Origin of the sequence: Microbacterium sp. ZKA21 (genome assembly GCF_050434165.1) — a bacterium.
Taxonomy (GTDB): Bacteria; Actinomycetota; Actinomycetes; order Actinomycetales; family Microbacteriaceae; genus Microbacterium.
The window spans coordinates 772,243-797,598 of the sequence record NZ_JBNPVV010000001.1; the positions used below are offsets into that span (position 1 = coordinate 772,243).

The window sequence follows — 25,356 nt, forward strand, 5'->3', positions numbered from 1 at the left end:
TGACGCGGGAGAGCGGGGTGCCGTGCCTGGCCGTGCCCGGCCACGTGCCCACCCTCTCCGAGAGGGTGCGTGCCCGGCTGCGTGCCCGCCGTGCCCGATGCCGTGTCCCTGGACTGCGTGCCGGTCACACCAGCGTCTCGAACGGCACCCACGTCGTTACCCCCTCGCGCTCCTGCGTCACAGCCGAGCCGTCCTTGACCAGCGCCGTCAGTGCTCGCCTGGCCCGCTCCTTGGTGGTGCGGTCGTCGCTGCCCCAACGAGCTGCGAGCCCGGCCACCGTGAGACCGTCAGCGCCCGCTGCTGCGAGCGCATCGGCCGCGGTCAGCACCTCGCTAACGCTGCTGCGCGCGTTCTGGTGGTCGTGCGTGACCTCCCACGGCCCGAGTTCCTCGGCGGGCTGCTTGAGGTGTCGCAGTTCGACCTGGCTCGACCCGGCCTCGCCCCACAGCAGCACGACCGATCCGGCACCGGCCGTCAGCCAGGCCGAGCCGTACACGTCGGCCAGTCGCGTCGGCTTTGAGCCGTTCGCGCCGTTCTTGACCATGTGGTGCAGTTCGATCAGCTCGATTCCTGCGGCGAGCGCGAACTGACGAGCGCGGTTGTACCCGGCCCCGCCCTCGTCGTCGGTCAGCCCGAGCGCCGCGTCTTTGAGCGAGTCCACGACTACGGTGTCGGCCCCAGCCTCGCGGGCCAGGGTCAACAGCGCCTCAGGGTGCGCGGCGAAGTCGGCCGGGGGCGGACCCTGCCAGAACACGAGACGCTCGTCGAGCACCTCGCGGTCCTCTGGGGCGAACGCGCGACGGAGGGCGCGAGAGATCTGCCTCGGCCGGTCCATTGCGAGGTACAGCACCTTGCCCGTCGTCGGCTTCACGGACAGTCCGAGCACCGACCGCTCGCTCAGCCCCAGCCGTGCCCGCACGACCTGGCTCGCAAGGGTGGTCTTGCCGACGCCCGGCGGGCCGACAAGCATCAGCGCCTCACCCTCGGCCCACAACACCCGTGCGCCGTCGCCCCAGACCGCGGGGATGCCCTCGGGCACGTCGAGCACGAACGCCCCGCCACCGACCAGCCGCCCGGGGTTCTCCGGGTCGGTGTTGCGCTCCTGTTGGTAGCGGGTCTTGGCTTCGGCATTGATCCGCATCCGCTCGACTGCTGCGAGCACCGCGGCCTCGTGTTCGTCCTCTGCGGTCTCACCCGTCGCCGGGACGACAACCGGCCGGGGCTGTGCCCGCCCCGCGTCCCAGCCCGATGCGATGGTCGCGCGGGCCTCCTCCTCGGGCAGTCCGATGCCGACAGCGGCCGACAGCAGCGCGTCCTGCACCGCGAGAGGTGCGAAGCTCGGCGCGTGCGCAAGCTGTCCGAGCGAGAACGCGACCCTGACGAGCGTGTGGTTGCGGTCACCCTCGGTAGCGGCGGCGAGCCTGGCGAGTTCGTGCGCGACAGCGGCCGTCACACCGCCCGGCCCGAGCGCGTCACGGTGTGTGCGTACTGCCTCCACCGGACCCGTGCGCACACCGCCTTCGTCCTCGCGCGCGCGTTTTGCTGTCGACTTGTTCGATGCATCCGCTTCCGCGGCGTCGTGAGCGCGCCTTTTGGTGTGGTTCTTTGCCCGTAGCGCCTCGTCGGTGCCTGTTGTCGGCGCTCGGTGGCCCTTCCCTGACGCCAGGAGCGCGTGCAGGTCTTCGGACAGCACCGGGAGTCCCTCGGGTCGTCCGAGCCGGTCGGCGTCCGCCTGCGTCAGCCTGTAGGCGCTGCCGTCGATCACCGATCCTGGGGCGAGCACGTAACCACCCGGGCCGCGCGTGTCCACGCCTCCCGCGAGGTTGCCCGCCTGGTTGCGGATCGTGCCGTCTTCGTCGCGGTAGTAGCGGTGCTCGCCGCCTGAGGGCGTGTGTACGATCAGCGGTTCGGCTTGGGCCTTGCCTTTGGTGAGGGTCGCCCAGTTTGCCGGGCCGTCACCTTTCACGTCGAGATCTACGACCAGCAGCCCCGACTTGCCGCAGTCGATTGCCCAGTTCGACCGGGGGTACTGCCGGATGAGCTCGCGCACCGCGGCCGGGTCACTGGTGCTGCGGTCGCGCCACTTGAACCCGGCGTGTGGCTGCTTGGCGTTGGGCTTCACGGGGAACACGGCGTAGCCTCGTTCGGCGAGCCAGAGTGCCCAGCGTTCGGCGTCGGTCAGCTCCCGCTCGGGTGTGTTGCCGTCAGTGAGCTTCGACATCGCGCACCTCCTGCGGGTTTTCGAGCGCCATGCAGGGCGCGCACAGCCCACCCCACACGGTCACGTTCGCCAGCAGGGCGATGCGGAGCACGTAGAACTCGTCGTTGGGCGCGTCCCAGGCGGCGAAGTGGCCACACCGGTCGCAGGTGCGGTCGTCGTCGCTGCCGGGGGTCGGCTCGTGGTCGCCGAATGGGATCAGGTAGTGCGCGCCGGGCGTGGGCTGGCCCTCCCGGTGGATGACGTCGGCGAGCCGGTGCGTCAGCCGCTCCCGCATCCAGGCGGACAAGCCGTCGAAGCTGAGCATGCCGAGTTCGGCTGCGGCTGCGAGGAGGGCACGGGCGGTGTCGTGTGCTGCGTTCCAGGTCAGCAGTTCGTTGGAGCTCACTTCGCGTCGCCCCCGTTCGCTGCGCGCACCGACCGGGAGATCTTGGCGCGCGTCGCCTCGGACAGGTGACGGCCGCTGCGGGCCACACCGCCGGGGTTCGCTGCGCGCCAGGCCGCGATGCTGGCCCTGCGGCAGATGCGGCAGTTCCGTCTGCCGTCCGACCGTTCGTAGTACGAGCCAGGCTCGCGCAGGTCGTGCCCACGCGGGCAGAAGTCGGCCCGGCCGGTCACGAGGTCACCGCCGCGGGTCGGTCGCCGAAGATCAGCGAGAGCAGCCGGAACTGCTCGGATTCAGTGAGTGGTTGTGGGGTCCACGAGACCCCGGACTTTGCGTCCATGAGGTTGCTCCCGAAGGGGCCGCTGCACGGCATTGCCGTGAGGCCCGCTCGGGTCGTCCCCGGCCTTATGCCACGTCGGGACTCGATTCGCGGGCGCGTTCACCCTCCGGTATCTCAACCGGGATGCGGGTCGGTATTTGCACGAGTTGCTTCTGTTCTAGCTGTGGCCCTGCGTCTCGCACCGGTCACCCGGTCTCTGAGAGGAGGGGACTCCCCGCCGCACCTCCAAGTGAAACACAGCGGTGTAACTCGGTGCAAGCGACACGTCGGTACACCACTCAGCCCCAGCCGTGCGAGAGAGGTGACCGGCCGGGGCTGAGCTGTGCAGCGAACTGCGGGGCGCTGGAACGCGTACCACCAGTCCAACACAGCCGGGGTTCGCCGGGGAAGATCACGAGTCACGGCGGGGCCGCTTCCTGCTTTCGCGCGGAGTCTGGTCATGTGCGAACAGGCTCGGCGCAGAGCTTCCTTACTCGACCGCTCCGGACGTGGACACAACCGGAGCGAGTGCGCCCGTTGCCGCTAGCACCTTCATCGTCGCCAGCACAGCGTTGTCGCGGTACTGCTTCCGCGCGGCGACCTGCCGGACTGTGGCGACGACGTCTTCCGCGCCGATCACGGCCAGCGGGCCTGCGCCGATGACCTGCTGCGACGCCCACTCACGCACACGCACCTCGTTCGCGCCTCCGGCGAACCTGCCGACGTACAGCCGCATCTCAACTTGGTCTGGGCGGAACCCGAACCGCTCGGCGGCGGTGTTTACTACGGTGTCTCGCACGTCGGGCTCGTTCAGTAGCGCGTACCAGCTCGTGTAGCCGCCCGCGCCGGTCACATGGTCGGCGACAACCCCGCGGGAACCGAAGAACGACTTGACCGTGGCGAGCACGAGACGGTCGGAGCGCGCGCCGATGAGGTCCACCTCGTAACCGTGGGTCTGCCACTCCTCATAGGCGAGCTTCCTCGTGCGGCGCTTCACATCGAACTTCAGCGCCCCAGAGACGACCAGCCCCTCGGCCTCCATCGCCAGCGCGACGAATTGCTCGAACGCTTCCACGGCCCTCCCTGCGCAGTGCGGATATCTGCACGATAGTGCGGATTCCCGCACTGCGCAGGGTGAGCGCGCCGGGCTGGACTGTTTTGGTGAGCTACCCGACGCGCGATCCTGACTTCGAGGCGCTCCGGCTCATGCTCGCGCGGCTCCGGAACGAGCGAGGTTGGTCGTATGACGAGCTTGCGGAGCGGTCGGGGGTGAGTCGCCGCACGTTGATCGAGATGGAGCACGGGCAGAGCAACGGACGCCTGGAGTCGTGGTTTCGCGTGGCCGAAGCGTTTGAGGTGCCACTTGGCGACCTCGTTCGCGAGCTCTGACCCACAGTTGCGTGTCGCCGAGTCAACTCTTCACCGAGGTGATTTCATGGGGATTTTTTCCCTGATGAAAGGCACTAAACGTGACAGTACGACTCCGCATCCGCGCGATCACGCTGCGGGATGCCAATGAATACGTTGCTGCGATTCATCGCCATCATCGGCCAGTTACCGGGCACAAGTTCTCCCTTGCAGTCCTTGATCGAAGCGGTGCAATTCGCGGTGTGGCAATCGTGGGGCGGCCGGTCTCTAGACACCGCGACGATGGCATGACGCTCGAAGTGACGCGCGTAGCCACAGATGGGTGCCCGAACGCATGTTCAGCGCTTTACGGGGCGTCATGGCGAGCGGCGAGGGCGCTCGGCTACGCCCGAATCGGCACCTACACACTCGCATCCGAGCCGGGCACCAGTCTGCGTGCTGCCGGGTGGCGCGCCGTCCACACGGTTCGAGGGCGCTCCTGGTCAGCACCGAGTCGGCACCGTACCGACCGGCACCCGCTGGAAGACAAGGTGCTTTGGGAACCGCCTCAGCCCGCGTAGCGATTGCCCTTCCTTCGGTTACACGGCCGACACAGCGTCTGCAGGTTCTCGAACGAATCGTCAGCAGTCCACGAGTAGGGCACCACGTGGTCAACCTCCAACCACACGACACTGCACTGCCGGGTGCAGTGAGCACACGTGTAGTCGTCGCGTCGGAAGACCGCGAGACGCAGATGCAGGTCAAACGTCGAACGCCGAGTAGTGACCATCAGGAATCTCGTCCACCTTGGGCGCGCGCGTCGCGATCGTCGGCGTCTTCGGCATTGCAGCACTCTGGTCCGCTTGGAGCTTGAACGCGATTCCGCGCGTGAGTGCCCACACGACGGCTGGTGTGACCAGGTCGCCGTTATCGAACACCGCGGCCAGCTGGTTCTTGCGCGATCCGCTGTCCTGCAGGAGTTCGCCGCGCGGGCCTACGAGCGCTTCTGTGAGGCTGTCCAGTGCGCCCGCGACGCTGAACCCGAAGGTGGTGGTCAGTTCCATGTCGGTGGTCTTGTAGACCTGTGCACCCTGGTCCGCCTCCGGCACGCGTATCAGTCGGATCTCGGCCACAGACATGCCGCGGTATCGCTCTGCCGCGTGAATGCCGATGCGTAGGCGACCGATAAGGGCTTCGTACTCGGCTCCCGAGCCGTGACGGTCCCAGCCTCGTATCTCACGCTCCCCGTTGGCCCAGCGGACGTCGGCAAAAGTCAGTTGGAGTCCGTCACCCTCCAGCTTGTGGAAGATCGCCTCGCCCTCGTCGGCAACGCCGTTCGCTGTTCGGCCACGGATCCGCTCTTTCGATACTCCGATCGCGATCGAGTACGGGCCCATCGAGACACGCCCATGGCGCGCCGGGAGCGTACGCCCACTCGTGACCAGAGGTCGTGCCAGTTCGGCGGTCAGGCGGTTGTCGAGGTGCGACCAGTCCGCGAACTCCGGCCGACGCTCGGCCCTGCCGACCGCCCAGCGCTCCCGCCAGAACGTGCCGATATCCGCGGCGGGTAGGTCAAACGGTTCGTAATCGTCTGTCTCGCCTCGGAGGTACTCATCCCAGCGTGATGCGGTCGGCGCGAGGAACACCTCGCGGCGAATGTTGTGCTGCAGGCTCTCCTCCGGAATCTCCAACGCCTTCAGTGCCGTCCGGATGACCCGGAATCGCCAGTTTGGGCCACTGCCGTACTTGGTTGACATCACCTTGGTGTCGGGGTCCTCGAAGCCACCGAGCGCGAAGTCGCGAAGTTCCGCGAAGAGTGCGTTGGAGAACTGGAAGTGCCCGTATCCACGTGTGAACCCGACGGAGCGGAACATGGTCTGCCCCCGGTAGACGAGCCGGTTGTAGATGGACGACCGCCCCAGCGCTGAGGAGGTCGTGATGAGCAGCGGCGTCGGGTCCTTGACCTTCCCGCGAATCTCTGTGATGTTGCCGCGGTACTTCTGCGTGAGGAAGTCGCGCGTCTCGTTGGCGAGGCTGAGCAGGGCGACGAGCTTTCCGGCGATCAGCTGCCGGTATGGCTCGACCGCGCCGAGCACGAACGCATCGTAAACGCTGTAGAGGCGCTCGTTGCGCTGCTCCGTCGTCCAACCGATCATCGCGTCGCGTGCTGATTGCGCGATCACTGGGTCACCGAGGGCGAAGACCGCCATGAGCTTACCGTTCTGGCGGTCGCGGACCAGGAATCGGGAGCGCCGCCCGTAGCCCGACGAGACCGGCACAGACCAGGTGAAGGTCGCGTACCTGAACAGGTCGGCATCCTGCTGCGTGCGGACAGGCACGAGCACGGGATCGATTGCCGAAGCGTCGATGTCCTTGCCGTCCGCGAACTGGCGTAGCAGGCTCGCCTCATGATCCCAGAGCCATGCAGCGTTGTCTTGCAGCATCGACAGGCGTTGCCCGCTGTGGGCGAGTCGCAACTGCTCCTTGGCAGCCACGGGGTCGAGCGCGCCGTTTGCGAGGTCCACACGTCCGCGGACGGTGGACAGTTCATCGAGAACCCGATTGCGGAGTTCTCGGACGTAGTGCGGGTCGTGGTCGGCAGACCAACGACCCGCCGGACGCTCGTTGCTCTCGTCCGGCAGGTCAGTGGTCACGTTAGTTGTCCTCGTCGGTCTCGTCGTAGCCGTTGTCGTGGTCGTACTCATCGCGCGACTCCGCGCCGCCGCGGTTGAACATCGCAGGGTGCAGTTCGAAGGCGTCTGCGAGCTTCCGCGACCACTCCCGACGCTCCGCCCGGTAGAAGCCCTTTGTCTCGGTCGGCGAGTCGAGTTCGCTCGTCGCCAGGATCCAGAGCATCAGTTCGAGCCCAGCGCGGAGGTCCGCCTGGTCCGCCGCCGTCCGGCTGTACACCTCGCGGTACCAGGGGTGGCCGGTGTTGATCCGGAGGATGACCTGGGTGCCGACCATCGTCGGCGTGTAGAACGGGTCATCCGGCGTCTGCTCGACGAACTCGACCTTGTAGGGCTTCTCGCGCGCCACCTTCTCCTGCGCGGCGGCGACGTCCTCCTCGGGCACGCCCGTGTCCTTGGAGATGTCCTCGACGCGCTTCTTGAAGTTCTTCTGCGCCTCCTCCTGCGTCTCCTTGGTGGCCTTGCGGGTCCGGCGGTAGTCGCGTTCCAGGGTCTTGGCGATGATCGACTCCGAAGGGCGCTCACCGTCGCCCTCTTCGGACTTTGCGTCGTCCTCGACATCGCGACGCTTGCGCTCCGCTTGCACGTCGCTCACGAGCTTCTTGAATGCGCGGATCACGCCGTGCTGTTCGAGCAGCTGGTTGGTGCGCTCGGTGAAGATAATCGTCTGCTTGTCGGGCGTAACTCCGAACAGATCATCGAGCTCCGGCGGGAAGTCGATGGCGACGCCCACCTGGCGCGAGTAGACGCTCCAGTTGAGGATCGACGGACGCGCCAGCTCGATAAAGCGACCGTGCCGGGTCACGAAGAACCCGTTGTACTCCTTGCGGATCTTCTGACGGATCTTGGCCGGACGCCCCCTGCCGCCGCTCGACCACTCCGCATTGTGGGCATCGACGCCGAGGATGGAGAACCGGACCGTGACGGTGTGACGCGCTCCGTTCTCGTCGGCCACCTCGAACTCGATGGGGCTCTGCGGCTCGGCCTTCGGGTAGCCCTCGATCTCGTAGTAGCGGTGACCGGGGGTGGTGAACAGGACGTCGACCGGCTCGACCTCATCACCATTGACGTAGAGCTTGCAGACGTCGAGCCAGCCCGAGTAGGTGATGCCCAGGTGCTGCCGGATGCTGTTGGTCGACTGCTGCTTGTTCGGCCACAGCAGCCGATCGAGCTTCGACCAGATGACGACGGTGCGGACCGTCTCAGCCCCGCCTCGGAACGACTTGTCGATGTAGTCGGCGATCCACTTGGGCAGCGGCTCGTGGACGACCTCGGGCAACTGCGCCGAGTTGCCCTCGAAGTTCAGGTTGTCCAGGTCGACGGTGACGCGAGCGAACTCGGCGTCGTCTTCAGTGCGGGAGTAGACGCTGAACTTGCGACCACGGTTGACAGAGGCACTCGGGAGTCCGAAGCCGAACCGGCCGAAGACGTTGCGCTGGCCCTGGTTGGACGAACCGCCCCACTTGGTGGCGTGCGGGAGGAACGACTCGTCGATGCCCGAGGCGTCGTCGATGAATGCGATTTCAGAGACCGCGTTGCCCTCGATCGCTTCGATGATGTGCACCTGCGACGCACCCGCCTCGATGGCGTTGTCGATGATGTCGCCCGCAGCGTGGGCCTCGTCCTCGTATCGAACCGAGCGCATCGTCTCGGCGAGCATCCGCTCGTCCACGAGTCCGGAGCCTGCGCCGTTCTTCGCGGCCTGGCGCTGGCTGTCGAGCTGGCGCTCCTTGACGTAGGCGCGCTGGCGCTTGAGGTGGTCCTGGGCAGTGTTCTTGATGGTGGCCATGGTGGCTCTCCTTATCTTCTTCGTTTGCGCGGCGACGTTTGCACCGCGATTGATCCGCCGGGGTGGCGGGCCAAGTCTTAGACGGCCAGCAGCGACTGCTGAAGGGATGCGCGGGCGCGCTTGAGGTTGCGGTCGACGGTCGCGCGCGAGACGCCGAGCATCCCCGCTGCCTGGTCGAGGGTGTAGCCGTACTCGCCGCAGAGGGTGAAGGCCTGAGCCTGGCCGAGAGGCAGGCGGCGGATCAGGTCGCGAATCTCACGCTCGGCAGCGGACTCGGGCGCAAAGTGACGCGACTTGTAGAGGACTGCGGCGTCGTACTCGTCCGGGTTGAGGCCCTCGACGCGAGACGCCACGCCGAAGCGGTAGCTCGTCGCGTACGGGGTCGCGTCCTTCACCTTGCGGCCGACGTAGCGTGCGCGCTTGGTGTTGGCGACGGCGGCTGCGAACACGGACACACCGTCGCGGGGCGCGGTGCGTGCGGCGGCGAGCAGCACATCGGCGGTGATGTCTTCGACGTCGGTCACCGTGAGGTAGCGGGAGGTCGCAATGCGGCGAACGCGGACGTGTACGTCGGCGAGGTCGCGCTGTGTGAAGGGATCGGTCATGGTCGTGCTCCATCCTGGATAAAGGAGAGCTCCCCATGGCCGTGAGGTCATGTGAACGAAAGGTTGTATCTCGGAGGTTATTTGGCGCGGCACGTTTGGCCACACCAGGTCCTGAGCTCTCGTGTTGTTGAGTTGATAGTCAGAGTGTACAAGCGGGGCCCGACATTGGTCCAGCGTGTCCCTCTACTACCTACCAGGCCACCGGTCCGCCGATATTTCTCACCGGCCCACAGAATCTTCGCGGGAGCGCTTGCTCACCGCTCTGGCGGCTACGGTCCTGTCTACTCGGGAGCGAGCAGCGTGCCGCACTCGGGGCACCGCCACATCGGCTCGCCACCAACGTCGGCGGGCTCCATGCGCGTGAGGCACTGCGGGCAATTCGGTGTGTCGAGCAAGCGGTCGCGCTCGCGTCTCAACTCGCGCTGACGCTCCAGGTCATCCACTACTGGCCGTCTTGTCGCTCGCGGAGGCGGCGCATTAGCGGCGTGTTCTCGATGACGTCGGCGTTGTTTCCCTGCTCGATGCGACGGACGATGTTGGCGAGGTGAGACGACTCAAGCTCCTCCACGGGGATCACGTCGCCACCACCTGTAACCCAAACCTCCGTCTGACCCCACATGGTGCCTTCGCCGTAGCGCCATGCGTTGGCGCGGCGTCCATGCTCCGACCTCTCATCATTAGTCATGCGTGAGTTCCTCCCTGTCAGACTGGTCGCACCCCGGGCGTGCGTCACAGTCTTGCATGCCGCTCCTCAACGCTCCGTGGGGTCTTCCTGGACATGCGAGAGCCCCGACGCCCTCTGAGGGGGTGCCGGGGCTCTCAGGTCGCGGGAGAGGCTCGGAGCGCTCAGGGCGCGGAGTACGCGATCTGGTTGGCGAGGTTCTGGCCCGGGTCCGACGCCAGCCCCTCCACGAACGCCAGGGCAACTGCCGAATCTGCCGCCTCGGGGCGCGCCGCCTTGTAGGCGTCCAGCGCGTCGACCCAGCCTGCGTGGCGGGCGCGGTAGCCCACCGCATCCGCGAGCGTGTCGTCGCCGCTTCGTGCCGCGTCGGCGAGCACCGAGAGCGCATCCGCTTCGTCGGCGATCCTGCGGGCTCGGTCTGCCGCGTCGCGGCGCAGGAGTACGCTCGACGCGTCGGTCGGCTGGTTCCCGGCAAGCTCCCGCTCCAGGCGAGTGCGGATACCGCTGACCTTCGCGTCCTGCTCGGCCCGGAGCGTGGCGAGCTTGCCGCGCGTCTCGTCGTCCAGCTTGGCCAGGTGGTTCTGCTTCGCCAGGGCCGACAGCATCGGGTCGTTCTGGATCTTCTGACGGGTGGCGCGGTGGGCGTCCTTGACTGCTGCGGCGCGCTCCTTGAAGCTGCCCAGCAGCCGCTCCATCTCGCGCTCGACTCCGGCGGGTGTTGACTTTGCCATGGTGGCATCCTTTCGTTTGGTGTGGTGCCGGGAACCGCCCGGCGCGGTAGCTATGCCGCTGCCGGGGGTACGAGCTCGAACTCGAACGGCGGGAACACCGCGACACCGCGCGCATCGTCGTGATCGCATATTCGGCGGTCGCCGCTCCTGACTCATCGGCGAACAGCCTCGCCGCCCGGCCCCTGTTGAGTGCGGGCAGCATCTCGTTCTTCTTCATGGTGTTCCTCTCTTCTCTTCTCTGGATGGATCGCCGCGCGATCCGGGGTCACAGCAGCGGCATCGGCGTCGTGGCGAGCACACTGAGCAGCAGCGGTGCGACGCCGAGCAGCAGGAACGCCGGGAGGGTGCACACGCCGAGCGGGATGAGCAGCCGGCTCGACAGCTTCGCGGCCTTCAGCCGTCCGCTGATGCGGGCATCCTGGCGTTCCTGCGCGGACGACGCGCGCAGCAGTTCGATCGCGGGCACGCCCGCCGCCTGTGAGAGCTCGAGCACTCCCCCGGTGCGCGCGGATGCGTCGCCTGCGCCGGGCAGACAGTCCGCGACCAGACGCAGCGCCCGTTCGATCGAGACTCCGCCGGACAGCGCGACCGCGACGAGCTCGGTGTGCATGCCCGGTGTGCGTCCATCGGGTTGCGCGGAGCGCACCAGCCTGGTGGTCCACAACCGGGCCGCCAGCACGAGCAGCAGGCCGACGACCACGCAGACGATGCCCGCCGGCTGTGTGGTGATCACGCGCAGGGTGTCGAAACCGAGCGCGAACCCGAGAAGCAATCCGAACGGCGGCATCCACAGCAGCAGCCGTGCCGTGCCGGCGGGTTCGGCGAGCGCGATGCGCACATCGTCGGACGCGGATGCCGCATCCTGCAGCGCCTCGGCCAGTGAACGCAGCACGTCGGCGAGCGGGGCTCCGACGTGCGCGGCGATCTCCCACGCGGCGGCGACATCGCGCCACGCGCCGCCCTCGGCCTCGATCGCGACGGGAAGCGCGTCGCCGGCGTCGCAGCGTTCGACGACGCGCTCCGCACGCGGGTCGCCGGTGGACGCGAGGTGACGCCAGGCGGTCACGGGTGCGGCACCGGCTTGCAGCAGCACGGCGAGCATGCGGACCGTGACGGCGGCGTGCGCGGCGGAAGCTCCGGCATCCGGCGCCTTCGATCGCGTGAGAGTCACCATGGACTGACCTCCTGGATTCCGAGCCGCTCCCCCATCAGTTCGAACCTTCCGGCGCTCTCGATCCGACGGATGCCGTCGGTGCCGCGGGCCAGATGCAGGACGATAGTGAAGGCACTGACCACCTGGCGCGCGAGCGCCGTGGCATCCATTCCGGCAAGGGCCCCGAGGGCTTCGAGCCGCGCGGGGACATCGGCGAGGCCCGAGGCGTGCAGCGTCCCTGCACCGCCGTCGTGCCCGGTGTTCAACGCCGTCAGCAGCTCGCGCACCTCTTCTCCGCGGCATTCTCCGACCACCAGACGATCCGGCCGCATGCGCAGCGACTCCCGCACGAGCCGCGCGAGCGTGATGCCGCCGGCCCCTTCGAGATTCGCCTGCCGCGCTTCGAGGGCGACGTGGTGCGGATGCCGGGGTCGCAGCTCCGCCACGTCCTCGATCGTGACGATCCGGTCGCGCTCGGGCGCGGCCGACAGCAGCGCGCTCAGGAGTGTGGTCTTCCCGGTCCCGGTGCCGCCCGTGATCAGGACGTTGGCCCGGCGTGCGACGAGATCCTCCAACCACGCCCGGCGGCGCTCATCGAAGCATCCGAGCGCCGCGAGCGCCGCCAGGTCACCGGCATGGACCCGAGGGATCCGGATCGACACGGCCGTGCCCGACGTCGACACGGGCGCGAGCACGGCATGGACGCGGATGCCGTGCTCGAGACGGACGTCGACGCACGGCGACCGGTCGTCGAGATGCCGACCGCCGAGTCCGACGAGCGCGACGGCGAGGTCGCGCACCTCCCGTTCGGACGCGCGCCAACCGCGGACGGGCTCGGCGCCCCGCCCGCGGTCGATGAACAGACCGTCCGCTCCGTTGACGAAGACGTCCGTGACCGTCTCGTCCGCGCAATGGGCCGCGAGCGGCCCGAAAGCAGGATCGATCGAGACCGCATCGGATGCGGTCTCGGCGCCCAGCGGGGCGATCACGAACGGAGTGGCCATGCGTCGACGCTAGAAGCAGCGGGCGACGCCGGAAGGCCCGGAACCCGGGACCTGTGCACAAGATCCACCGGCCGGGATTCCGTGCAGAACGAGTCCCCGAAACGGAATGGGCGGCATCTCACGGGGGGAATGAGATGCCGCCCACGACGTGTCCCGATCGGGGGATGGAGGACACGCCAAGGCACGAATGAGAATTCGGCTGACGGCGAGTGTACATCGCGCAACCGTCCTCACAAAACCCGGTCCGTGTACCGACTTTCAGCGGTATTCGACGTCGGAGGTGCACACTAGATTCACCGTGTCCGGTCGTGTGCCCTGCACGACTTCGTCCCGCCGCAAAGGAGCGCGTGCATGAGCAGCCAGATCGATCACCTCCTCGACGAGACCCGCCAGTTCCCGCCATCGGCCGAGTTCGTCGCGGATGCCGTGGCCCGGCCCGAGCTCTACGAACGCGCTGAGACAGATCGCGAGGGATTCTGGGGCGAGCAGGCTCGCGAGCTCCTGCACTGGAGCACACCGTTCACGAACGTCCTCGATTGGTCCACTCCCCCGTTCGCGAAGTGGTTCGACGACGGCGAGCTCAACGTCGCCTACAACTGCCTCGATCGCCATGTGGAGGCCGGCAACGGAGACCGCGTCGCACTGCTGTGGGAGGGTGAGCCCGGCGACTCCCGCCGGATCACATACGCCGAGCTGACCGAAGAGGTCAAGCGCACCGCGAACGTGCTGTCCGATCTCGGAGTCGGACACGGCGATCGCGTCGCGATCTATCTGCCGATGATTCCCGAGGCGGTCGTGTCGATGCTCGCCGTCGCCCGTCTCGGCGCGATCCACTCCGTCGTCTTCGGCGGTTTCAGCGCCGACAGCCTGCGTTCGCGCATCGACGACGCCGGCGCCAAGCTCGTCATCACGGCGGACGGCGGCTACCGCAAGGGACGCGTCTCGGCCCTCAAGCCGGCCGTCGACCAGGCGCTCTCCGACCGCGGCGACGGCGAACAGCAGACCGTCGAGCACGTCCTCGTCGTGCGTCGAGGCGAGAACGACGTCGACTGGGTCGAGGGTCGCGACATCTGGTGGCACGACGCGGTGCCCGCGGCATCCGCGGAGCACACGGCCGAATCCTTCCCCGCCGAGAACCCGCTGTTCATCCTCTACACCTCCGGCACGACCGGAAAGCCCAAGGGCATCCTGCACACCTCCGGCGGTTACCTCACCCAGGCCGCGTACACGCACAAGAACGTGTTCGACCTGCATCCGGAGGCCGATGTGTACTGGTGCACGGCCGATATCGGCTGGATCACCGGGCACACCTACGTGACCTACGGCCCACTCGCCAACGGCGCCACGCAGGTGCTCTACGAGGGCACCCCCGACGCGCCGCATCCCGGCCGCTGGTGGGAGATCATCGAGAAGTACGGCGTCACGATCTTCTATACCGCTCCGACCGCGATCCGCTCGTTCATGAAGACCGGGCGCAGCATCCCGAAGAAGTTCGATCTGTCGAGCCTGCGTCTGCTGGGTTCGGTCGGAGAGCCGATCAACCCTGAGGCGTGGATCTGGTACCGCGAGGTCATCGGCGCCGGCAAGACGCCGATCGTGGACACCTGGTGGCAGACCGAGACCGGCGCGATCATGGTGTCGCCGCTGCCGGGCATCATCGCGACCAAGCCGGGATCGGCGCAGGTGCCACTGCCGGGCATCACTATCGACGTGGTCGACGAGTCCGGTACAGAGGTCGGCAACGGCAACGGCGGCCTCCTGGTGATCACCGAGCCGTGGCCGAGCATGCTCCGCGGCATCTGGGGCGACCCGGAGCGCTACGTCGAGACCTACTGGGAGAAGTTCGCCGATCAGGGCTACTACTTCGCCGGCGACGGCGCACGGCTCGACGAGGACGGCGAGCTCTGGCTGCTCGGCCGAGTGGATGACGTGATGAATGTCTCCGGCCATCGGCTCTCGACCGCCGAGATCGAATCGGCGCTTGTCGCGCATGAGGCGACGGCCGAGGCCGCCGTCGTCGGAGCCGCAGATGAGACCACCGGTCAGGCCGTCGTGGCGTTCGTGATCCTGAAGGAGAGCTTCCTCGCCGAGCACACGCCCGAGGGGCTCGCCCAGCAGCTGCGGCTGTGGGTCGGCGAGCAGATCGGCGCGATCGCGCGTCCGCGTGATGTCTACATCGTCGGCGAGCTGCCCAAGACGCGCTCGGGCAAGATCATGCGCCGCCTGCTGCGCGATGTGGCCGAGGGTCGCGAGGTCGGCGACACCACGACGCTCGCCGACACCGCGGTCATGAGCATCATCTCGGCGCAGGTCAAGTAGCCGGTCGGTCCGCTCGGGACCTCTCCCTCATTGCGAAGCCCCGTCGTATCCGCGTGGATACGACGGGGCTTCGCAATTCAGACGGGGTCTCAGAGGGGCATCACGCGAGGATGAACGTGACCTCGACCTCGACCGGGCTGTCCAGCGGCAGCACCGGCACGCCGACGGCCGCACGGGCGTGCTTTCCGGCATCCCCGAAGATCTCACCGAGAACCTCGCTGGCACCGTTGATGACGCCGGGCTGGCCGGTGAACGACGGATCGGATGCCACGAATCCACCGAGCCGCAGCACACCGGCGATCCTCTCGAGGCCACCGGCGGCATCCGCAGCAGCAGCCAGGGCGTTCAGCGCACAGGTGCGGGCGTAGCCCTTGGCGTCGTCGGCGTCGATGCCGGCGCCCACCTTGCCCGTGGCGGGAAGGGCGCCGTCGGTGAAGGGCAATTGGCCGGAGGTGTAGACGAGGTCGCCGTGCACAACGGCCGGCACGTAGGCAGCGACGGGCGCTGCGACTGCCGGCAGCTCGATGGCCAGCTCTTCCAGGCGCGCGGCGAGGGTCATGCGTCGCCGCCCTCGAACTGGCGAGCGGCCTGCTCGGCAGCCGCGAGTCCGGCACTGTTCCCGCCGTCTCCGGCGGTCGGCCGCTTGAAGTAGGCGACGAGGCCGCCCTCGGGTCCCTGGACGACTTGAACCAGCTCCCAGCCCTGCTTTCCCCAATTGTTGAGGATGGCTGCGGTGTTGTGGATCAGCAGCGGCGTGGTGAGATATTCCCACGTGGTCATGGCACTCCTGCGGGTCTGTGACGCCACGGCCGAGGCCCGCGTCGAGGTGGTTTTTCAGGGAACTCCCCTACGATCTAGCGTATGCCTCAGAACAATCGCACGCTGAAGGGTGTGCTCGGCGGCCTGCTCGGACTCGTCGGGCTCAGTGTCGTCGCCGGAGTTCTCGTCACGGCCACCGTGACCCCCGCGATCGCGATGACCGGCCTCACCGGCTCGGCCGCCGTCGACCTCTTCGAGGACATCCCGAACGACCTCAAGCCGGATGCCCCCATGGAGCCGACGACGCTCTGGGCGTCGCACTCCGACGGCCGGACCGAGAAGCTCGCATCGTTCTACGACCAGAACCGCATCCCGGTGACGTACGACCAGGTCGCCCCGATCCTCTACGACGCGATCCTCTCCAGTGAGGACAAGACGTTCTACGAGCACAGCGGCATCAACCTCGGCGCCACCGCCAAGGCGCTCGTCGACTACGCCAAGGGCACGTCCAGCCGTGGCGCATCGACCATCAGCCAGCAGTATGTGAAGAACGTGCTCGTGCAGCGCTGCGAGAAGGAGACCTCGCCCAACGACGCGGAGTTCAAGGACGATGCGGGGAACTACGATCCCCAGAAGTATCAAGACGCCTTGCTCGCCTGCTGGACCGACGCCACCAACGCCTCGGGCACCGAGGGAATGAAGCGCAAGCTGCAGGAGATGCGCTACGCCCTGCAGATCGAGAAGGAGTACTCGAAGAACGACATCCTGGTCGGCTACCTGAACCTGTCGAACTTCGGCGGAACCACGTACGGCATCGAGGCCGCGTCGCAGTACTACTACAGCGTTCCGGCGGCGAACCTGAACATCAATCAGGCCGCCACGCTGGCTGGCATGGTGCAGAACCCGAACTCCTACCGCATCGATATGCCGAACGGTTCGATGACGGACACCAAGACGGGCACGCTCATCAACAGCGCCGCAGACGGTTACTCGCAGACGCTGGACCGCCGCAATTACGTGCTCGGCCGCCTCCTCGCGGACGGAAAGATCACGCAGGAGCAGTACGACACGACGCTAGCCGAGCCGATCATCCCCGCCATCAACCCCGCCCAGCAGGGTTGCGCCGCAGCGGTCAAGAACGCGTACTTCTGCCAATACGTGAAATCGATCATCAAGTCCGACCCGGCCTTCGGTGAAACCGAAGCCGAGCGTTTGAACACCCTGCAGCGCGGCGGGCTGGATATCTACACGACGCTGAACCTGGACATCCAGCAAGCAGCGGTGGACACCATGACGGCGCACGTCGTAGCTTCGCACCCGAACCTGACCCTGGGTGCGGCAGGTGTTCAGCTCGAGGTCGGCACCAGCCGTATCCTCTCCATGACGCAGAACACCGACTTCAATGAGACGGCGAATCCTGCGCCCGGGCAATCAGCCCAGGTTTATGCAGCCGATCAAATGCACGGCAGCTCGACAGGCAAGGAAGTCGGGTCGACATACAAGCTGTTCACGTTGCTGGATTGGCTGGAACAGGGTCACTCGGTCAACGAGGTCCTCAACGGCACGTTCCGGCTCATCACTCCGTTCACAATCTGCGGAGAGACACACAGCAACAATCACAAGTTCGAGAACTCTGGCAAAGTCGGCGGTTACACCGGCACGCCAATGCGCTTCACTGCATCGTCGTTGAACACCGGATATCTCGCCATGGCGCAGCAACTCGACATCTGCGACATCAACAAGATGGCGGAGCGCCTGGGTGTGACGCTCGGAAACGTCGATCCGGACACGGGCGCACTCGAGGCGGTCACCAAGAGCAACAACGTCGGTGATGTGATCGGCTCGAAGAACGTTACGCCGCTCGCCATGGCTGGCGCGTACGCCACTGTTGCGAACAAGGGGATTTACTGCACGCCCCGCGCGATCGACAAGATCGTCAAGCAGGACGGCACCGAGATGAAGCTGCCCGAGTCGTCCTGCGAACAGGCGATTTCCCCCGAAGTCGCGGCGACCGCGGCATATGCACTCGCCGGAGTGATGAACGGCGGAACTGGTGGCGCGGCGCGACCCAACGATGGTATCCCCGTGATCGGCAAGACCGGTACGCACGAAACCACGCAGACCATGATGGTCGAGTCCAGCACCAAGGTGACGACTGCGGTCTGGGTCGGCAACGTCATCGGTGATGGTGTGCTCCGTGATTTCTCGTCCAACGGCACGAGGCTGAACAGCCTGCGCTTCCCGATCGCGAAGGATATGCAGACCACGGCGAATGCTTGGTACCTGGGGGATGAGTTCCCCGGGCCGGACAAGAACCTGACGCGCACGATCCTGCGCGATCTGCCGAATGTGGTCGGCAAGACGATCGACGATGCCACCAAGACCCTTGAGGACGCCGGCTTCACCGTGACGCTCGGCGCGCCGACGGACAGCAACCTGCCCGCGGATCAGATCGCCGCGCAGTCCCCCGGCGCGGGCAAGATCGCCGGCGGCGCGACCGTCACGATCTCGCCGAGCAACGGCCAGGGGGCAACCGTCCCCGACGTCATCGGCGACAAGGCGAGCAAGGCGCAGAGCGAGCTCGCCAGCGCCGGACTCAGCAACCTCAGCTGGGACGCATCCTGCGGTCTCCCGAATGCCGAGGTCGAGTCGACCAACCCGACGGCAGGCACCGCGGTGAACCGCAGCGCCACGATCTCGGTCGTCTGCAGCGCCGACGACGGGAACGGCAACGGCAACGGGAACGGCAACGACGACTGATGGCGAAGCCTTCTTCGGCTCACCCGGCCCTCACCGCGCTCGGCGCGGTGGGGGCCGCTGGCGTCGCGGCCGCGGTCTGGGGCATCGGCATCGAACGCTACCTGTTCGCTGTCCGCACTGTGAGCGCACAGGCTCTCCCGACCGGCTCGGCGCCCCTCCGGGTGCTGCACCTGTCGGACGCGCACATGGCGCCCTGGCAGCACCGCAAGCAGGACTGGCTCGCATCGCTCGCCGACCTCGAGCCCGACCTGATCGTCAACACCGGTGACAATCTCGGCCACAGGCAGGGGCTCGACGGCATCCGACGCGCCTTCGACCCCTTGGCGGGCATCCCCGGCGTCTTCGTGCACGGATCCAACGACGTGCACGTGCCGTCACCCCGCAACCCGCTGAAGTACTTCACCGGGCCGTCCGAGACGCAGCAGGAGCCGGAGCACCTCGACACCGAGTCGATGAACGACTACTTCACCGACGAGCTCGGCTGGATGAATCTGAACAACACCGCCGCGCGCCTGCGGGTCGCCGGGGCGGACGTCGACTTCGTCGGCGTGAGCGACGCACACCGCGACTGGGACGAGCTGGACGTCCTCCCCGATGCCCTAGACGCGCTCGGCGCGCGCGACGACACCACTCCCCTGCTCGGCGTCACCCACGCCCCGTACCGGCGTGTACTGGACGCGTACGTCGATCTCGGCGCTGATGCGATCCTCGGCGGCCACACCCACGGCGGACAGGTCTGTCTGCCCGGGTTCGGGGCGATCGTCGCGAACTGCGACATCCCGCTCAAGCAGGCGAAGGGCCTGAGCACCTGGATGCACGGCGACCGCTCTGTCCCGCTGAACGTCAGCGCGGGCTGCGGCCACTCGATCTATGCCCCGGTGCGCTTCGCCTGCCGTCCCGAGGCGACGCTCCTGACCCTCACGGCCCGCGAACCGGTCGAATAGGCGCAATCGACAGCCGGGCCCGCTCCCCATCTACGGCGCGAGGCTTCGATCCCGATGGCGCAGCCTCCGGTCGTGTCGGCGGCTCACGCGGCGACAGCGTGCGGCCGCGCCAGGTTCACGAGGCTCACGAGGAACTTCCCCGGCTCTTCGTGCATGCAGAGATGCGCCGAGTTCTCGAACCAGACGACGGCTTTCGACGGCGCTGTCACGCGTGCGATCCAGCGCTCGACCGGAGCGGTCGGCGTCGTCCAATCATGGCGCCCCAGGAACTGCAGCATGGGCACATCGAACCCGATCCGCTCGCGCCCGTCGAAGGTGAGCAACGCGGGAAGGACACGCGGCATCGTCGCCACCTGGCCCACGCCGATCAGCCTCAGATCGTCGGAGGTGTAGTACGGCGACAGTTCCTGCGAATCCATGAAGTAGTCGAAGTCGGATCGAAATGCGGACAGCCCGCCGTAGTACTGGGCCCATTTCCTGCATGTCACGATTCGTTCCGTGGTCAAAGGCTCCGAACCGGGGTACTCCCCGAGCGCTTGAAGCTCCGCGATCGCCTCCCTGTTCTCGTCCGACGTCGCGCTTCGCATGGCGAAACCGTAGCTCTCGATCTCGTTCTCGGCACCGGAGATCACCTGACCGACGCCGATATACGCCCAGAGCAGGTCCGGCCGCCGCTCGGCCAGGGTGACGCCGATGATCGTGCCCCAGCTATGCCCCAGAACGCCCACCTTGCTCACACCGAGTTCGTCCTGAAGCCAGGCGATCAGCTCGATGAGATCGTCGACGTACCTGTCGACGCTCAGATCTGTCTCGTCGGTAATCGCGGCCGCGGACTTCCCGCTGGCGCGCTGGTCATAGTTGACGACGGTGAAGTAGTCCTCGACTGCCCGTTGCCAGATCCACGATGACGGCAGGGACGGGAGCGCCGGTCCGCCGTGGCAGACGATGAGCACCGGGTTCACTGTGCTTCGGCCTCGAATCGAGACGAACTGCTCGACTCCGCCGAGTTCGACGAATGCCGTGCGATCGATTGATTCCGGGTTGGGAATGCGGCACAGATCTGCGATGACCGCTCGGCCGGATTCGTCGTTCATTCGAGTCAGTATAGGAGGGCATCCAGCAGGCTTACACGACCCCGTGCAGAACGATCTCGACGGCGAAATCGAGCTCGGCAGGCGAATCCGTCGCATCCTGTCCTGGTGCGTCCTTCAGCGCCGGGTACCGATCCGCGATGGCTTCGCCCGACGATGGCGCATGCGGTGCGCTCCTACTTCTCAAGCCCGGCGCTTGCGCGACAGATGTCGTCCGTCGACGCCGTCGCAGAGATGGATCGTCAAGGCGGCTCTCACGACGCGGCCGAAGACCCGCTACCGGATCGGCCCTGGCGCGAACATCGCCGTCGCTCTGGCAACGCTTCTGCCCGACCGCACGTTCGAAGCCATGACCCGCAAGCAGTTCGGCTACGCCTGAACCGCCCTCTCCGAAAGACAGTGACGAACAGTCTTCGCCGCGCCCCCGCCTCCCGCCTCGATTCGGTCTCACGCGAGATTCGTTGTAGACTCGAACGGTTGTCAAACGGGGTGTGGCGCAGCTTGGTAGCGCGCTTCGTTCGGGACGAAGAGGCCGCAGGTTCAAATCCTGTCACCCCGACAACAGAGAGGGCCCGCCGCAAGGTGGGCCCTCTCGCGTATCAACTCCCAGGAGCATGATGACCCCCACTCGCCTCGTCGCGTTCGACCTCGATGACACGCTGGCCCCGTCGAAGGGCGCCATCGATCCTCGGATCGCCGGCCTGCTGCGTGCCCTGATGCGCACGGTCGACGTCGCCATCATCTCCGGCGGCAACGAGGACCAGTTCCGCGCTCAGGTCATCGCCCACCTCGGGGATGCGGATGCCGCAGAACTCGGCCGCCTGCACCTGCTGCCCACGTGCGGCACCCGCTACCTGCGTCACGACGGCCACGACTTCACCGCGGTCTACGCGCACGACCTCTCGCAGGACGAGAAGGATGCAGCACTCACCGCCCTGCGCGAGGAGGCCGAGCGCCTCGGACTGTGGGAGGCCGAGCCGTGGGGCGAGATCCTTGAAGACCGCGGATCTCAGATCACTTTCTCCGCGCTCGGCCAGCGGGCCCCGCGCGATGCCAAGCACGCCTGGGACCCGACCGGCGAGAAGCGCCTGGCGCTGCGGGATGCCGTGGCTGCACGACTCCCTGGCCTCGAAGTCCGAGCCGGTGGCTCGACCTCGATCGACATCACCCGCGCCGGGATCGACAAGGCCTACGGCATGTCGGCCCTGACCGAGCACACCGGCATCCCGCTGTCCGACATGCTCTTCTATGGCGATCGCCTGGATGTCGGCGGCAACGACTACCCGGTGCTCGCGCTCGGCGTCCGCTCGATCGCGGTCGACGGCTGGGAAGACACCGCCGACAAGCTGGACGAGCTGCTCACCACCCTCTGACGGGCCCGTCGGGCGCTGAGCCCCCTACGATGGCGGCATGGACGCTCTCGCACTGGTCATCATCGTGGCCGCCGTCGCCAGCGCGGCCTGCTGGCTGCTCTCGCTCATCACCCGCGACACGTCATGGGTGGATCGCGCCTGGTCGATCGTTCCGGTGGTCTACGTCTGGATCTTCGCCGCCGACGCACTGGCGTCCGGACTCGACGCCACGCGCCTCGTGATCATGGCCGTCCTCGTGACGGCGTGGGGCGTGCGCCTCACGTTCAACTTCGCCCGCAAGGGCGGCTACACCGGCAACGAGGACTACCGCTGGGCGATTTTGCGCGGACGTCTCCCCGCCTGGCTGTTCCAGGTGTTCAACCTGCTGTTCATCGTCGCGTTCCAGATGACGCTGCTGGTGCTCATCACGCTCCCCGCGGATGTCGCGCTGCGCAGTCCGGCGCCGTTCACCGCGTGGGATGCCGTGTTCGCCGTCCTGTTCGTCGCACTGCTGATCGGCGAGACGATCGCCGACCAGCAGCAGTGGAATTTCCATCAGCGCAAGAAGGCCGCCGGCGGCACGCTCGGCGACGGGTTCCTCACCGAGGGATTGTTCCGGTACAGCCGTCACCCGAACTTCTTCTTCGAGCAGGCCCAGTGGTGGGTGTTCTACGCGATCGGCGCCACCGCAGCCGTGGCATCCGGTGCGGGGTTCATGGGAGGTGCGGTCAACGCGTCGATCATCGGCCCTGTGCTGCTGACCGCGCTGTTCATCGGATCGACGATCTTCACCGAATCGATCTCCGCCTCCCGTCACCCCGCGTACGCCGAATACCAGCGTCGGACGTCGATGATCGTGCCGTGGCCGCCGCGCAGAAGCGCACCCCGCTCGTCCTCACCCGTTCACTGAGCGAGGACGAGCAGGAAGGCGGAGCCGTACTTCCCTCGTTCGTCGAGCGAGGAGGGGGCGCGCTCGATCGACGAGGGGGCGCGCTCAACGAACGACGGATGCCTCCGCGCCGACACCGGCGACCGGAACCAGACGCTGCAGCTGCGTCACATGACCCGGCTCCAGCTCCGCCAGCGAAGAGACGCCGAGCAGACGCATCGTCCGCTCGATCTCGGTGCGCAGGATCGCGATCGTCCGATCGACCCCCTGCCGCCCACCGGCCATGAGCCCGTACAGATACGCGCGGCCGATCATCGTGAAATCGGCGCCCAACGCGATCGCGGCGACGATGTCGGCACCGTTCATGATGCCCGTGTCGATCATGACCGTGAAGTCGTCGCCCACGGCCTGCCGCACCTTCGGCAGCAGGTGGAACGGGATCGGGGCGCGGTCGAGCTGACGTCCACCGTGGTTGGAGAGCACGATGCCGTCGACTCCGGCATCCTTCAATCGGACGGAGTCCTCTACGTTCTGCACGCCCTTGATGACGATCTTGCCTGGCCACAGGTCGCGGATCACGGCGAGGTCGTCGTAGCTGATCGTCGGGTCCATCGCGGCATCCAGCAGCTCCCCGACCGTGCCGCCCGTGGTGCTGAGGGATGCGAACTCGAGCTTGGGGGTGGTGAGGAAGTCGTACCACCACCAGGGCCGAGGGATTGCGTTGATGATCGTCCCGAGCGTCAGCTGCGGCGGGATCGAGAACCCGTTGCGCTTGTCGCGCAGGCGGGCGCCGGCGACCGGGGTGTCGACGGTGAACTGCAGCGTGTCGAATCCCGCGGCGGCAGCACGGCGGGTGAGCTCGTAGGAGATCTCGCGGTCTCGCATCACATACAGCTGGAACCAGTTGCGTCCGTGCGGGTTCGCCGCCTTCACGCCTTCGATCGAGGTGGTGCCGAGTGTGGACAGTGTGAACGGGATGCCCGCGGCTCCCGCAGCTCCTGCTCCGGCTTCCTCGCCCTCGGTCTGCATCAGACGGGTGAAGCCGGTCGGTGCGATGGCGAACGGCAGGGCGGACGGGCCGCCGAGGATCTCGACGGACGTGTCGACATCCGGGGCGGGCTTGAGGATGCCGGGGTGGAACTCGACGTCCTCGAACGCCTGCCGTGCGCGCGACAGCGACAGCTCCCCCTCGGCGGCGCCGTCGGTGTAGTCGAACGCCGCCTTGGGCGTGCGGCGCTTGGCGATCGTGCGCAGGTCGGAGATCGTCAGGGCCGCATCGAGGCGGCGCTTGCGACCGTCGAACTCGGGCTTCTTGAACGACATCAGCTCGAGGATCTCGGCCGGGTTGGGCAGTTGGCGCTTGACCATCATGGTCCTTTCGGGGTGCTCGGGGTCGGGTGGCCGCGGGTGAGGCCTGCGGCGGTGTAGTAGCCGGTGATGTGGGTCTTCAGGAGCGTGCGCGCGTGTTCGCCGTCGCCGGCGTCGATCGCCTCGACGATGGCATGGTGCTCTGCGCGCAGGTGCGCGGCCATCGCTGCCCAGTCGTCTATGCCTGCGACGCCCGCCTGCACGTAGGACTCGATGGACGTCCGCAGGCCCGCCATCATCGCGGCGATCACAGCGTTGCCGGATGCCTCGGCCAGCGCGAGGTGCAACTGGGCGTCGAGGGCGAGGAACTCCGCCGGCGTCAGTGCGTCGGAGTCCATCGCGACGAGCATGCGATGCGCCTCGCCGGTGTCGCGGTCGGGGTCGGCGGCGAGGGCGGTGGCCACGGCATCCTCGAGGACGAGACGGGTCTTCACGACATCCGCCAGCGGGAAGCCCTGCGCGGCCACCTGCAGGCGCAGCAGTGCGGACATGCCCCCGGTGGGCGTCGCGATCACGATCGCGCCGGCCTGGGGCCCGGAGCCGCTCGCGGTGCGGATGAGTCCCATCACCTCGAGGACACGCAGCGCCTCGCGGACGCTGGAGCGGCCGACGCCGAGATCGGCGGACAGGTCCCGTTCGGACGGGAGGCGGTCGCCTGGTCCGAGCCTGCCCTCGAGCAGATCCGCCTCGATGCGCTCGAGCACGGTGCGCCAGGCGCGCGGCGTGGACTCCGGCATCCGATCCTCCTGTGGTCTGACCACAGGTTAGCCTGTGTGGTCAGACCACGCAAGCCATACGGTGGTGTTCCGGTCGCAGTTCGTGCCGGATAGCGCCCCACTTCAGCGGTTCCCGTCGCAGTTCATGCCGGTTGTCGCGCGCAGAAGCGACACGAAGTGCGACCGGAACACCCGGCACGCAGGCGGAAACGACACGAAGTGCGACCGGAACGCC

General features: G+C 67.2%; 25 protein-coding genes and 1 tRNA gene. 9 read left to right on the forward strand and 17 right to left on the reverse strand.

Annotated features, from left to right (window positions below):
* Positions 1 to 124 precede the first annotated feature (124 nt).
* The 3 genes from M2317_RS03905 to M2317_RS03915 all read right to left on the reverse strand — a co-directional run bounded on the left by M2317_RS03905 (position 125) and on the right by M2317_RS03915 (position 3,997).
* Positions 125 to 2,221 carry a bifunctional DNA primase/polymerase gene (locus tag M2317_RS03905; protein WP_429457472.1) on the reverse strand — a complete coding sequence of 699 codons (2,097 nt, stop codon included), beginning with the start codon at positions 2,219 to 2,221 and terminating at the stop codon, positions 125 to 127.
* Positions 2,205 to 2,606 (reverse strand): hypothetical protein, encoded by a 402-nt coding sequence (locus M2317_RS03910; protein WP_429457473.1) that lies wholly within the window; start codon positions 2,604 to 2,606, stop codon positions 2,205 to 2,207. The genes M2317_RS03905 and M2317_RS03910 overlap by 17 nt, the downstream gene beginning before the upstream one ends.
* 806 nt (positions 2,607 to 3,412) lie before the next feature.
* The gene (locus M2317_RS03915; RefSeq protein ID WP_429457475.1) at positions 3,413 to 3,997 is read right to left on the reverse strand and encodes a hypothetical protein; all 585 of its coding nucleotides are present in this window, start codon (positions 3,995 to 3,997) and stop codon (positions 3,413 to 3,415) included.
* A gap of 86 nt (positions 3,998 to 4,083) precedes the next feature.
* On the opposite strand from M2317_RS03915, the gene M2317_RS03920 reads away from it, so the two are divergent.
* Together M2317_RS03920 and M2317_RS03925 are read left to right on the forward strand one after the other, a co-directional pair.
* Positions 4,084 to 4,311, forward strand: a complete 228-nt coding sequence (locus M2317_RS03920) for a helix-turn-helix transcriptional regulator (protein WP_429457477.1) — start codon at positions 4,084 to 4,086, stop codon at positions 4,309 to 4,311.
* A gap of 80 nt (positions 4,312 to 4,391) precedes the next feature.
* Positions 4,392 to 4,850, forward strand: coding sequence for an XF1762 family protein (locus M2317_RS03925; protein ID WP_429457478.1), 459 nt, complete (start codon positions 4,392 to 4,394; stop codon positions 4,848 to 4,850).
* Here M2317_RS03925 and M2317_RS03930 read toward each other — a convergent pair.
* From M2317_RS03930 to M2317_RS03970, 9 genes are all read right to left on the reverse strand, one after another.
* Positions 4,838 to 5,059, reverse strand: coding sequence for an HNH endonuclease (locus tag M2317_RS03930; RefSeq protein WP_429457480.1), 222 nt, complete (start codon positions 5,057 to 5,059; stop codon positions 4,838 to 4,840). The genes M2317_RS03925 and M2317_RS03930 overlap by 13 nt on opposite strands.
* Positions 5,031 to 6,923 carry a Druantia anti-phage system protein DruA gene (locus M2317_RS03935; RefSeq protein ID WP_429457482.1) on the reverse strand — a complete coding sequence of 631 codons (1,893 nt, stop codon included), beginning with the start codon at positions 6,921 to 6,923 and terminating at the stop codon, positions 5,031 to 5,033. The genes M2317_RS03930 and M2317_RS03935 overlap by 29 nt, the downstream gene beginning before the upstream one ends.
* A 1-nt stretch (position 6,924) precedes the next feature.
* Positions 6,925 to 8,748, reverse strand: a complete 1,824-nt coding sequence (locus tag M2317_RS03940; RefSeq protein ID WP_429457483.1) for an ATP-binding protein — start codon at positions 8,746 to 8,748, stop codon at positions 6,925 to 6,927.
* 77 nt (positions 8,749 to 8,825) lie between these two features.
* Positions 8,826 to 9,353, reverse strand: coding sequence for an RNA polymerase sigma factor (locus tag M2317_RS03945; protein ID WP_429457485.1), 528 nt, complete (start codon positions 9,351 to 9,353; stop codon positions 8,826 to 8,828).
* A 281-nt stretch (positions 9,354 to 9,634) separates the two neighbouring features.
* The gene (locus tag M2317_RS03950) at positions 9,635 to 9,796 is read right to left on the reverse strand and encodes a zf-TFIIB domain-containing protein (protein WP_429457487.1); all 162 of its coding nucleotides are present in this window, start codon (positions 9,794 to 9,796) and stop codon (positions 9,635 to 9,637) included.
* Positions 9,796 to 10,038, reverse strand: a complete 243-nt coding sequence (locus M2317_RS03955) for a hypothetical protein (protein ID WP_429457489.1) — start codon at positions 10,036 to 10,038, stop codon at positions 9,796 to 9,798. The genes M2317_RS03950 and M2317_RS03955 overlap by 1 nt, the downstream gene beginning before the upstream one ends.
* Positions 10,039 to 10,199: 161 nt before the next feature.
* Positions 10,200 to 10,766: a hypothetical protein gene (locus tag M2317_RS03960; protein ID WP_429457490.1), complete on the reverse strand. Its 567-nt coding sequence runs from the start codon at positions 10,764 to 10,766 to the stop codon at positions 10,200 to 10,202.
* Between the two features lie 265 nt (positions 10,767 to 11,031).
* Entirely contained in the window at positions 11,032 to 11,940 is a 909-nt protein-coding gene (locus M2317_RS03965; RefSeq protein WP_429457492.1) for a type II secretion system F family protein, read from the reverse strand.
* Positions 11,934 to 12,923 (reverse strand): TadA family conjugal transfer-associated ATPase, encoded by a 990-nt coding sequence (locus tag M2317_RS03970; protein WP_429457494.1) that lies wholly within the window; start codon positions 12,921 to 12,923, stop codon positions 11,934 to 11,936. Before M2317_RS03970 ends, M2317_RS03965 begins: the two co-directional genes overlap by 7 nt.
* A 351-nt stretch (positions 12,924 to 13,274) precedes the next feature.
* Here M2317_RS03970 and acs point away from each other — a divergent pair, with 351 nt between their 5' ends.
* Complete coding sequence (gene acs, locus M2317_RS03975) at positions 13,275 to 15,242, forward strand: acetate--CoA ligase (protein ID WP_429457495.1); 1,968 nt, start codon at positions 13,275 to 13,277, stop codon at positions 15,240 to 15,242.
* Between the two features lie 100 nt (positions 15,243 to 15,342).
* Here the strand turns inward: acs and M2317_RS03980 are convergent, their stop codons facing one another.
* Positions 15,343 to 15,801, reverse strand: a complete 459-nt coding sequence (locus tag M2317_RS03980; protein ID WP_429457497.1) for a RidA family protein — start codon at positions 15,799 to 15,801, stop codon at positions 15,343 to 15,345.
* Positions 15,798 to 16,022, reverse strand: coding sequence for a hypothetical protein (locus M2317_RS03985; RefSeq protein WP_429457499.1), 225 nt, complete (start codon positions 16,020 to 16,022; stop codon positions 15,798 to 15,800). The genes M2317_RS03980 and M2317_RS03985 overlap by 4 nt, the downstream gene beginning before the upstream one ends.
* A gap of 195 nt (positions 16,023 to 16,217) precedes the next feature.
* On the opposite strand from M2317_RS03985, the gene M2317_RS03990 reads away from it, so the two are divergent.
* Both M2317_RS03990 and M2317_RS03995 read left to right on the forward strand, forming a co-directional pair.
* Positions 16,218 to 18,761: a transglycosylase domain-containing protein gene (locus tag M2317_RS03990; RefSeq protein WP_429457501.1), complete on the forward strand. Its 2,544-nt coding sequence runs from the start codon at positions 16,218 to 16,220 to the stop codon at positions 18,759 to 18,761.
* A complete protein-coding gene (locus M2317_RS03995; RefSeq protein ID WP_429457503.1) occupies positions 18,761 to 19,705 on the forward strand; it encodes a metallophosphoesterase in 945 nt (314 codons plus the stop codon). The genes M2317_RS03990 and M2317_RS03995 overlap by 1 nt, the downstream gene beginning before the upstream one ends.
* An 83-nt stretch (positions 19,706 to 19,788) precedes the next feature.
* Here M2317_RS03995 and M2317_RS04000 read toward each other — a convergent pair whose 3' ends face one another.
* Entirely contained in the window at positions 19,789 to 20,799 is a 1,011-nt protein-coding gene (locus M2317_RS04000; RefSeq protein WP_429457505.1) for an alpha/beta fold hydrolase, read from the reverse strand.
* 193 nt (positions 20,800 to 20,992) lie between these two features.
* On the opposite strand from M2317_RS04000, the gene M2317_RS04005 reads away from it, so the two are divergent.
* The 4 genes from M2317_RS04005 to M2317_RS04020 all read left to right on the forward strand — a co-directional run bounded on the left by M2317_RS04005 (position 20,993) and on the right by M2317_RS04020 (position 23,058).
* Positions 20,993 to 21,175, forward strand: a complete 183-nt coding sequence (locus M2317_RS04005) for a hypothetical protein (RefSeq protein WP_429457506.1) — start codon at positions 20,993 to 20,995, stop codon at positions 21,173 to 21,175.
* Positions 21,176 to 21,281: 106 nt separating this feature from the next.
* Positions 21,282 to 21,355: transfer RNA gene (locus tag M2317_RS04010), tRNA-Pro, on the forward strand.
* Between the two features lie 55 nt (positions 21,356 to 21,410).
* Positions 21,411 to 22,169 (forward strand): HAD-IIB family hydrolase, encoded by a 759-nt coding sequence (locus tag M2317_RS04015; RefSeq protein ID WP_429457508.1) that lies wholly within the window; start codon positions 21,411 to 21,413, stop codon positions 22,167 to 22,169.
* Positions 22,170 to 22,206: 37 nt separating this feature from the next.
* On the forward strand, positions 22,207 to 23,058 hold the full coding sequence (locus tag M2317_RS04020) for a DUF1295 domain-containing protein (RefSeq protein ID WP_429457510.1): 852 nt from the start codon (positions 22,207 to 22,209) through the stop codon (positions 23,056 to 23,058).
* 84 nt (positions 23,059 to 23,142) lie between these two features.
* Here the strand turns inward: M2317_RS04020 and M2317_RS04025 are convergent, their stop codons facing one another.
* A complete protein-coding gene (locus M2317_RS04025) occupies positions 23,143 to 24,405 on the reverse strand; it encodes an alpha-hydroxy acid oxidase (protein WP_429457512.1) in 1,263 nt (420 codons plus the stop codon).
* Positions 24,405 to 25,142 (reverse strand): FadR/GntR family transcriptional regulator, encoded by a 738-nt coding sequence (locus M2317_RS04030; RefSeq protein WP_429457514.1) that lies wholly within the window; start codon positions 25,140 to 25,142, stop codon positions 24,405 to 24,407. Before M2317_RS04030 ends, M2317_RS04025 begins: the two co-directional genes overlap by 1 nt.
* Positions 25,143 to 25,356: the final 214 nt, after the last annotated feature.

Excerpts from the sequence above, each read along its gene's own strand:
- M2317_RS03930 (WP_429457480.1), bottom strand. The coding sequence starts at position 5,059 with ATGGTCACTACTCGGCGTTCGACGTTTGACCTGCATCTGCGTCTCGCG.
- M2317_RS03955 (WP_429457489.1), bottom strand. The coding sequence starts at position 10,038 with ATGACTAATGATGAGAGGTCGGAGCATGGACGCCGCGCCAACGCATGG.
- M2317_RS03965 (WP_429457492.1), bottom strand. The coding sequence starts at position 11,940 with ATGGTGACTCTCACGCGATCGAAGGCGCCGGATGCCGGAGCTTCCGCC.
- M2317_RS04015 (WP_429457508.1), top strand. The coding sequence starts at position 21,411 with ATGATGACCCCCACTCGCCTCGTCGCGTTCGACCTCGATGACACGCTG.
- M2317_RS04020 (WP_429457510.1), top strand. The coding sequence starts at position 22,207 with ATGGACGCTCTCGCACTGGTCATCATCGTGGCCGCCGTCGCCAGCGCG.
- M2317_RS03945 (WP_429457485.1), bottom strand. The coding sequence starts at position 9,353 with ATGACCGATCCCTTCACACAGCGCGACCTCGCCGACGTACACGTCCGC.
- M2317_RS03905 (WP_429457472.1), bottom strand. The coding sequence starts at position 2,221 with ATGTCGAAGCTCACTGACGGCAACACACCCGAGCGGGAGCTGACCGAC.
- M2317_RS03985 (WP_429457499.1), bottom strand. The coding sequence starts at position 16,022 with ATGACCACGTGGGAATATCTCACCACGCCGCTGCTGATCCACAACACC.
- M2317_RS03970 (WP_429457494.1), bottom strand. The coding sequence starts at position 12,923 with ATGGCCACTCCGTTCGTGATCGCCCCGCTGGGCGCCGAGACCGCATCC.
- M2317_RS03990 (WP_429457501.1), top strand. The coding sequence starts at position 16,218 with ATGACCGGCCTCACCGGCTCGGCCGCCGTCGACCTCTTCGAGGACATC.
- M2317_RS04025 (WP_429457512.1), bottom strand. The coding sequence starts at position 24,405 with ATGGTCAAGCGCCAACTGCCCAACCCGGCCGAGATCCTCGAGCTGATG.
- M2317_RS03940 (WP_429457483.1), bottom strand. The coding sequence starts at position 8,748 with ATGGCCACCATCAAGAACACTGCCCAGGACCACCTCAAGCGCCAGCGC.
- M2317_RS03995 (WP_429457503.1), top strand. The coding sequence starts at position 18,761 with ATGGCGAAGCCTTCTTCGGCTCACCCGGCCCTCACCGCGCTCGGCGCG.
- M2317_RS04030 (WP_429457514.1), bottom strand. The coding sequence starts at position 25,142 with ATGCCGGAGTCCACGCCGCGCGCCTGGCGCACCGTGCTCGAGCGCATC.
- M2317_RS03960 (WP_429457490.1), bottom strand. The coding sequence starts at position 10,766 with ATGGCAAAGTCAACACCCGCCGGAGTCGAGCGCGAGATGGAGCGGCTG.
- acs (WP_429457495.1), top strand. The coding sequence starts at position 13,275 with ATGAGCAGCCAGATCGATCACCTCCTCGACGAGACCCGCCAGTTCCCG.
- M2317_RS04000 (WP_429457505.1), bottom strand. The coding sequence starts at position 20,799 with ATGAACGACGAATCCGGCCGAGCGGTCATCGCAGATCTGTGCCGCATT.
- M2317_RS03980 (WP_429457497.1), bottom strand. The coding sequence starts at position 15,801 with ATGACCCTCGCCGCGCGCCTGGAAGAGCTGGCCATCGAGCTGCCGGCA.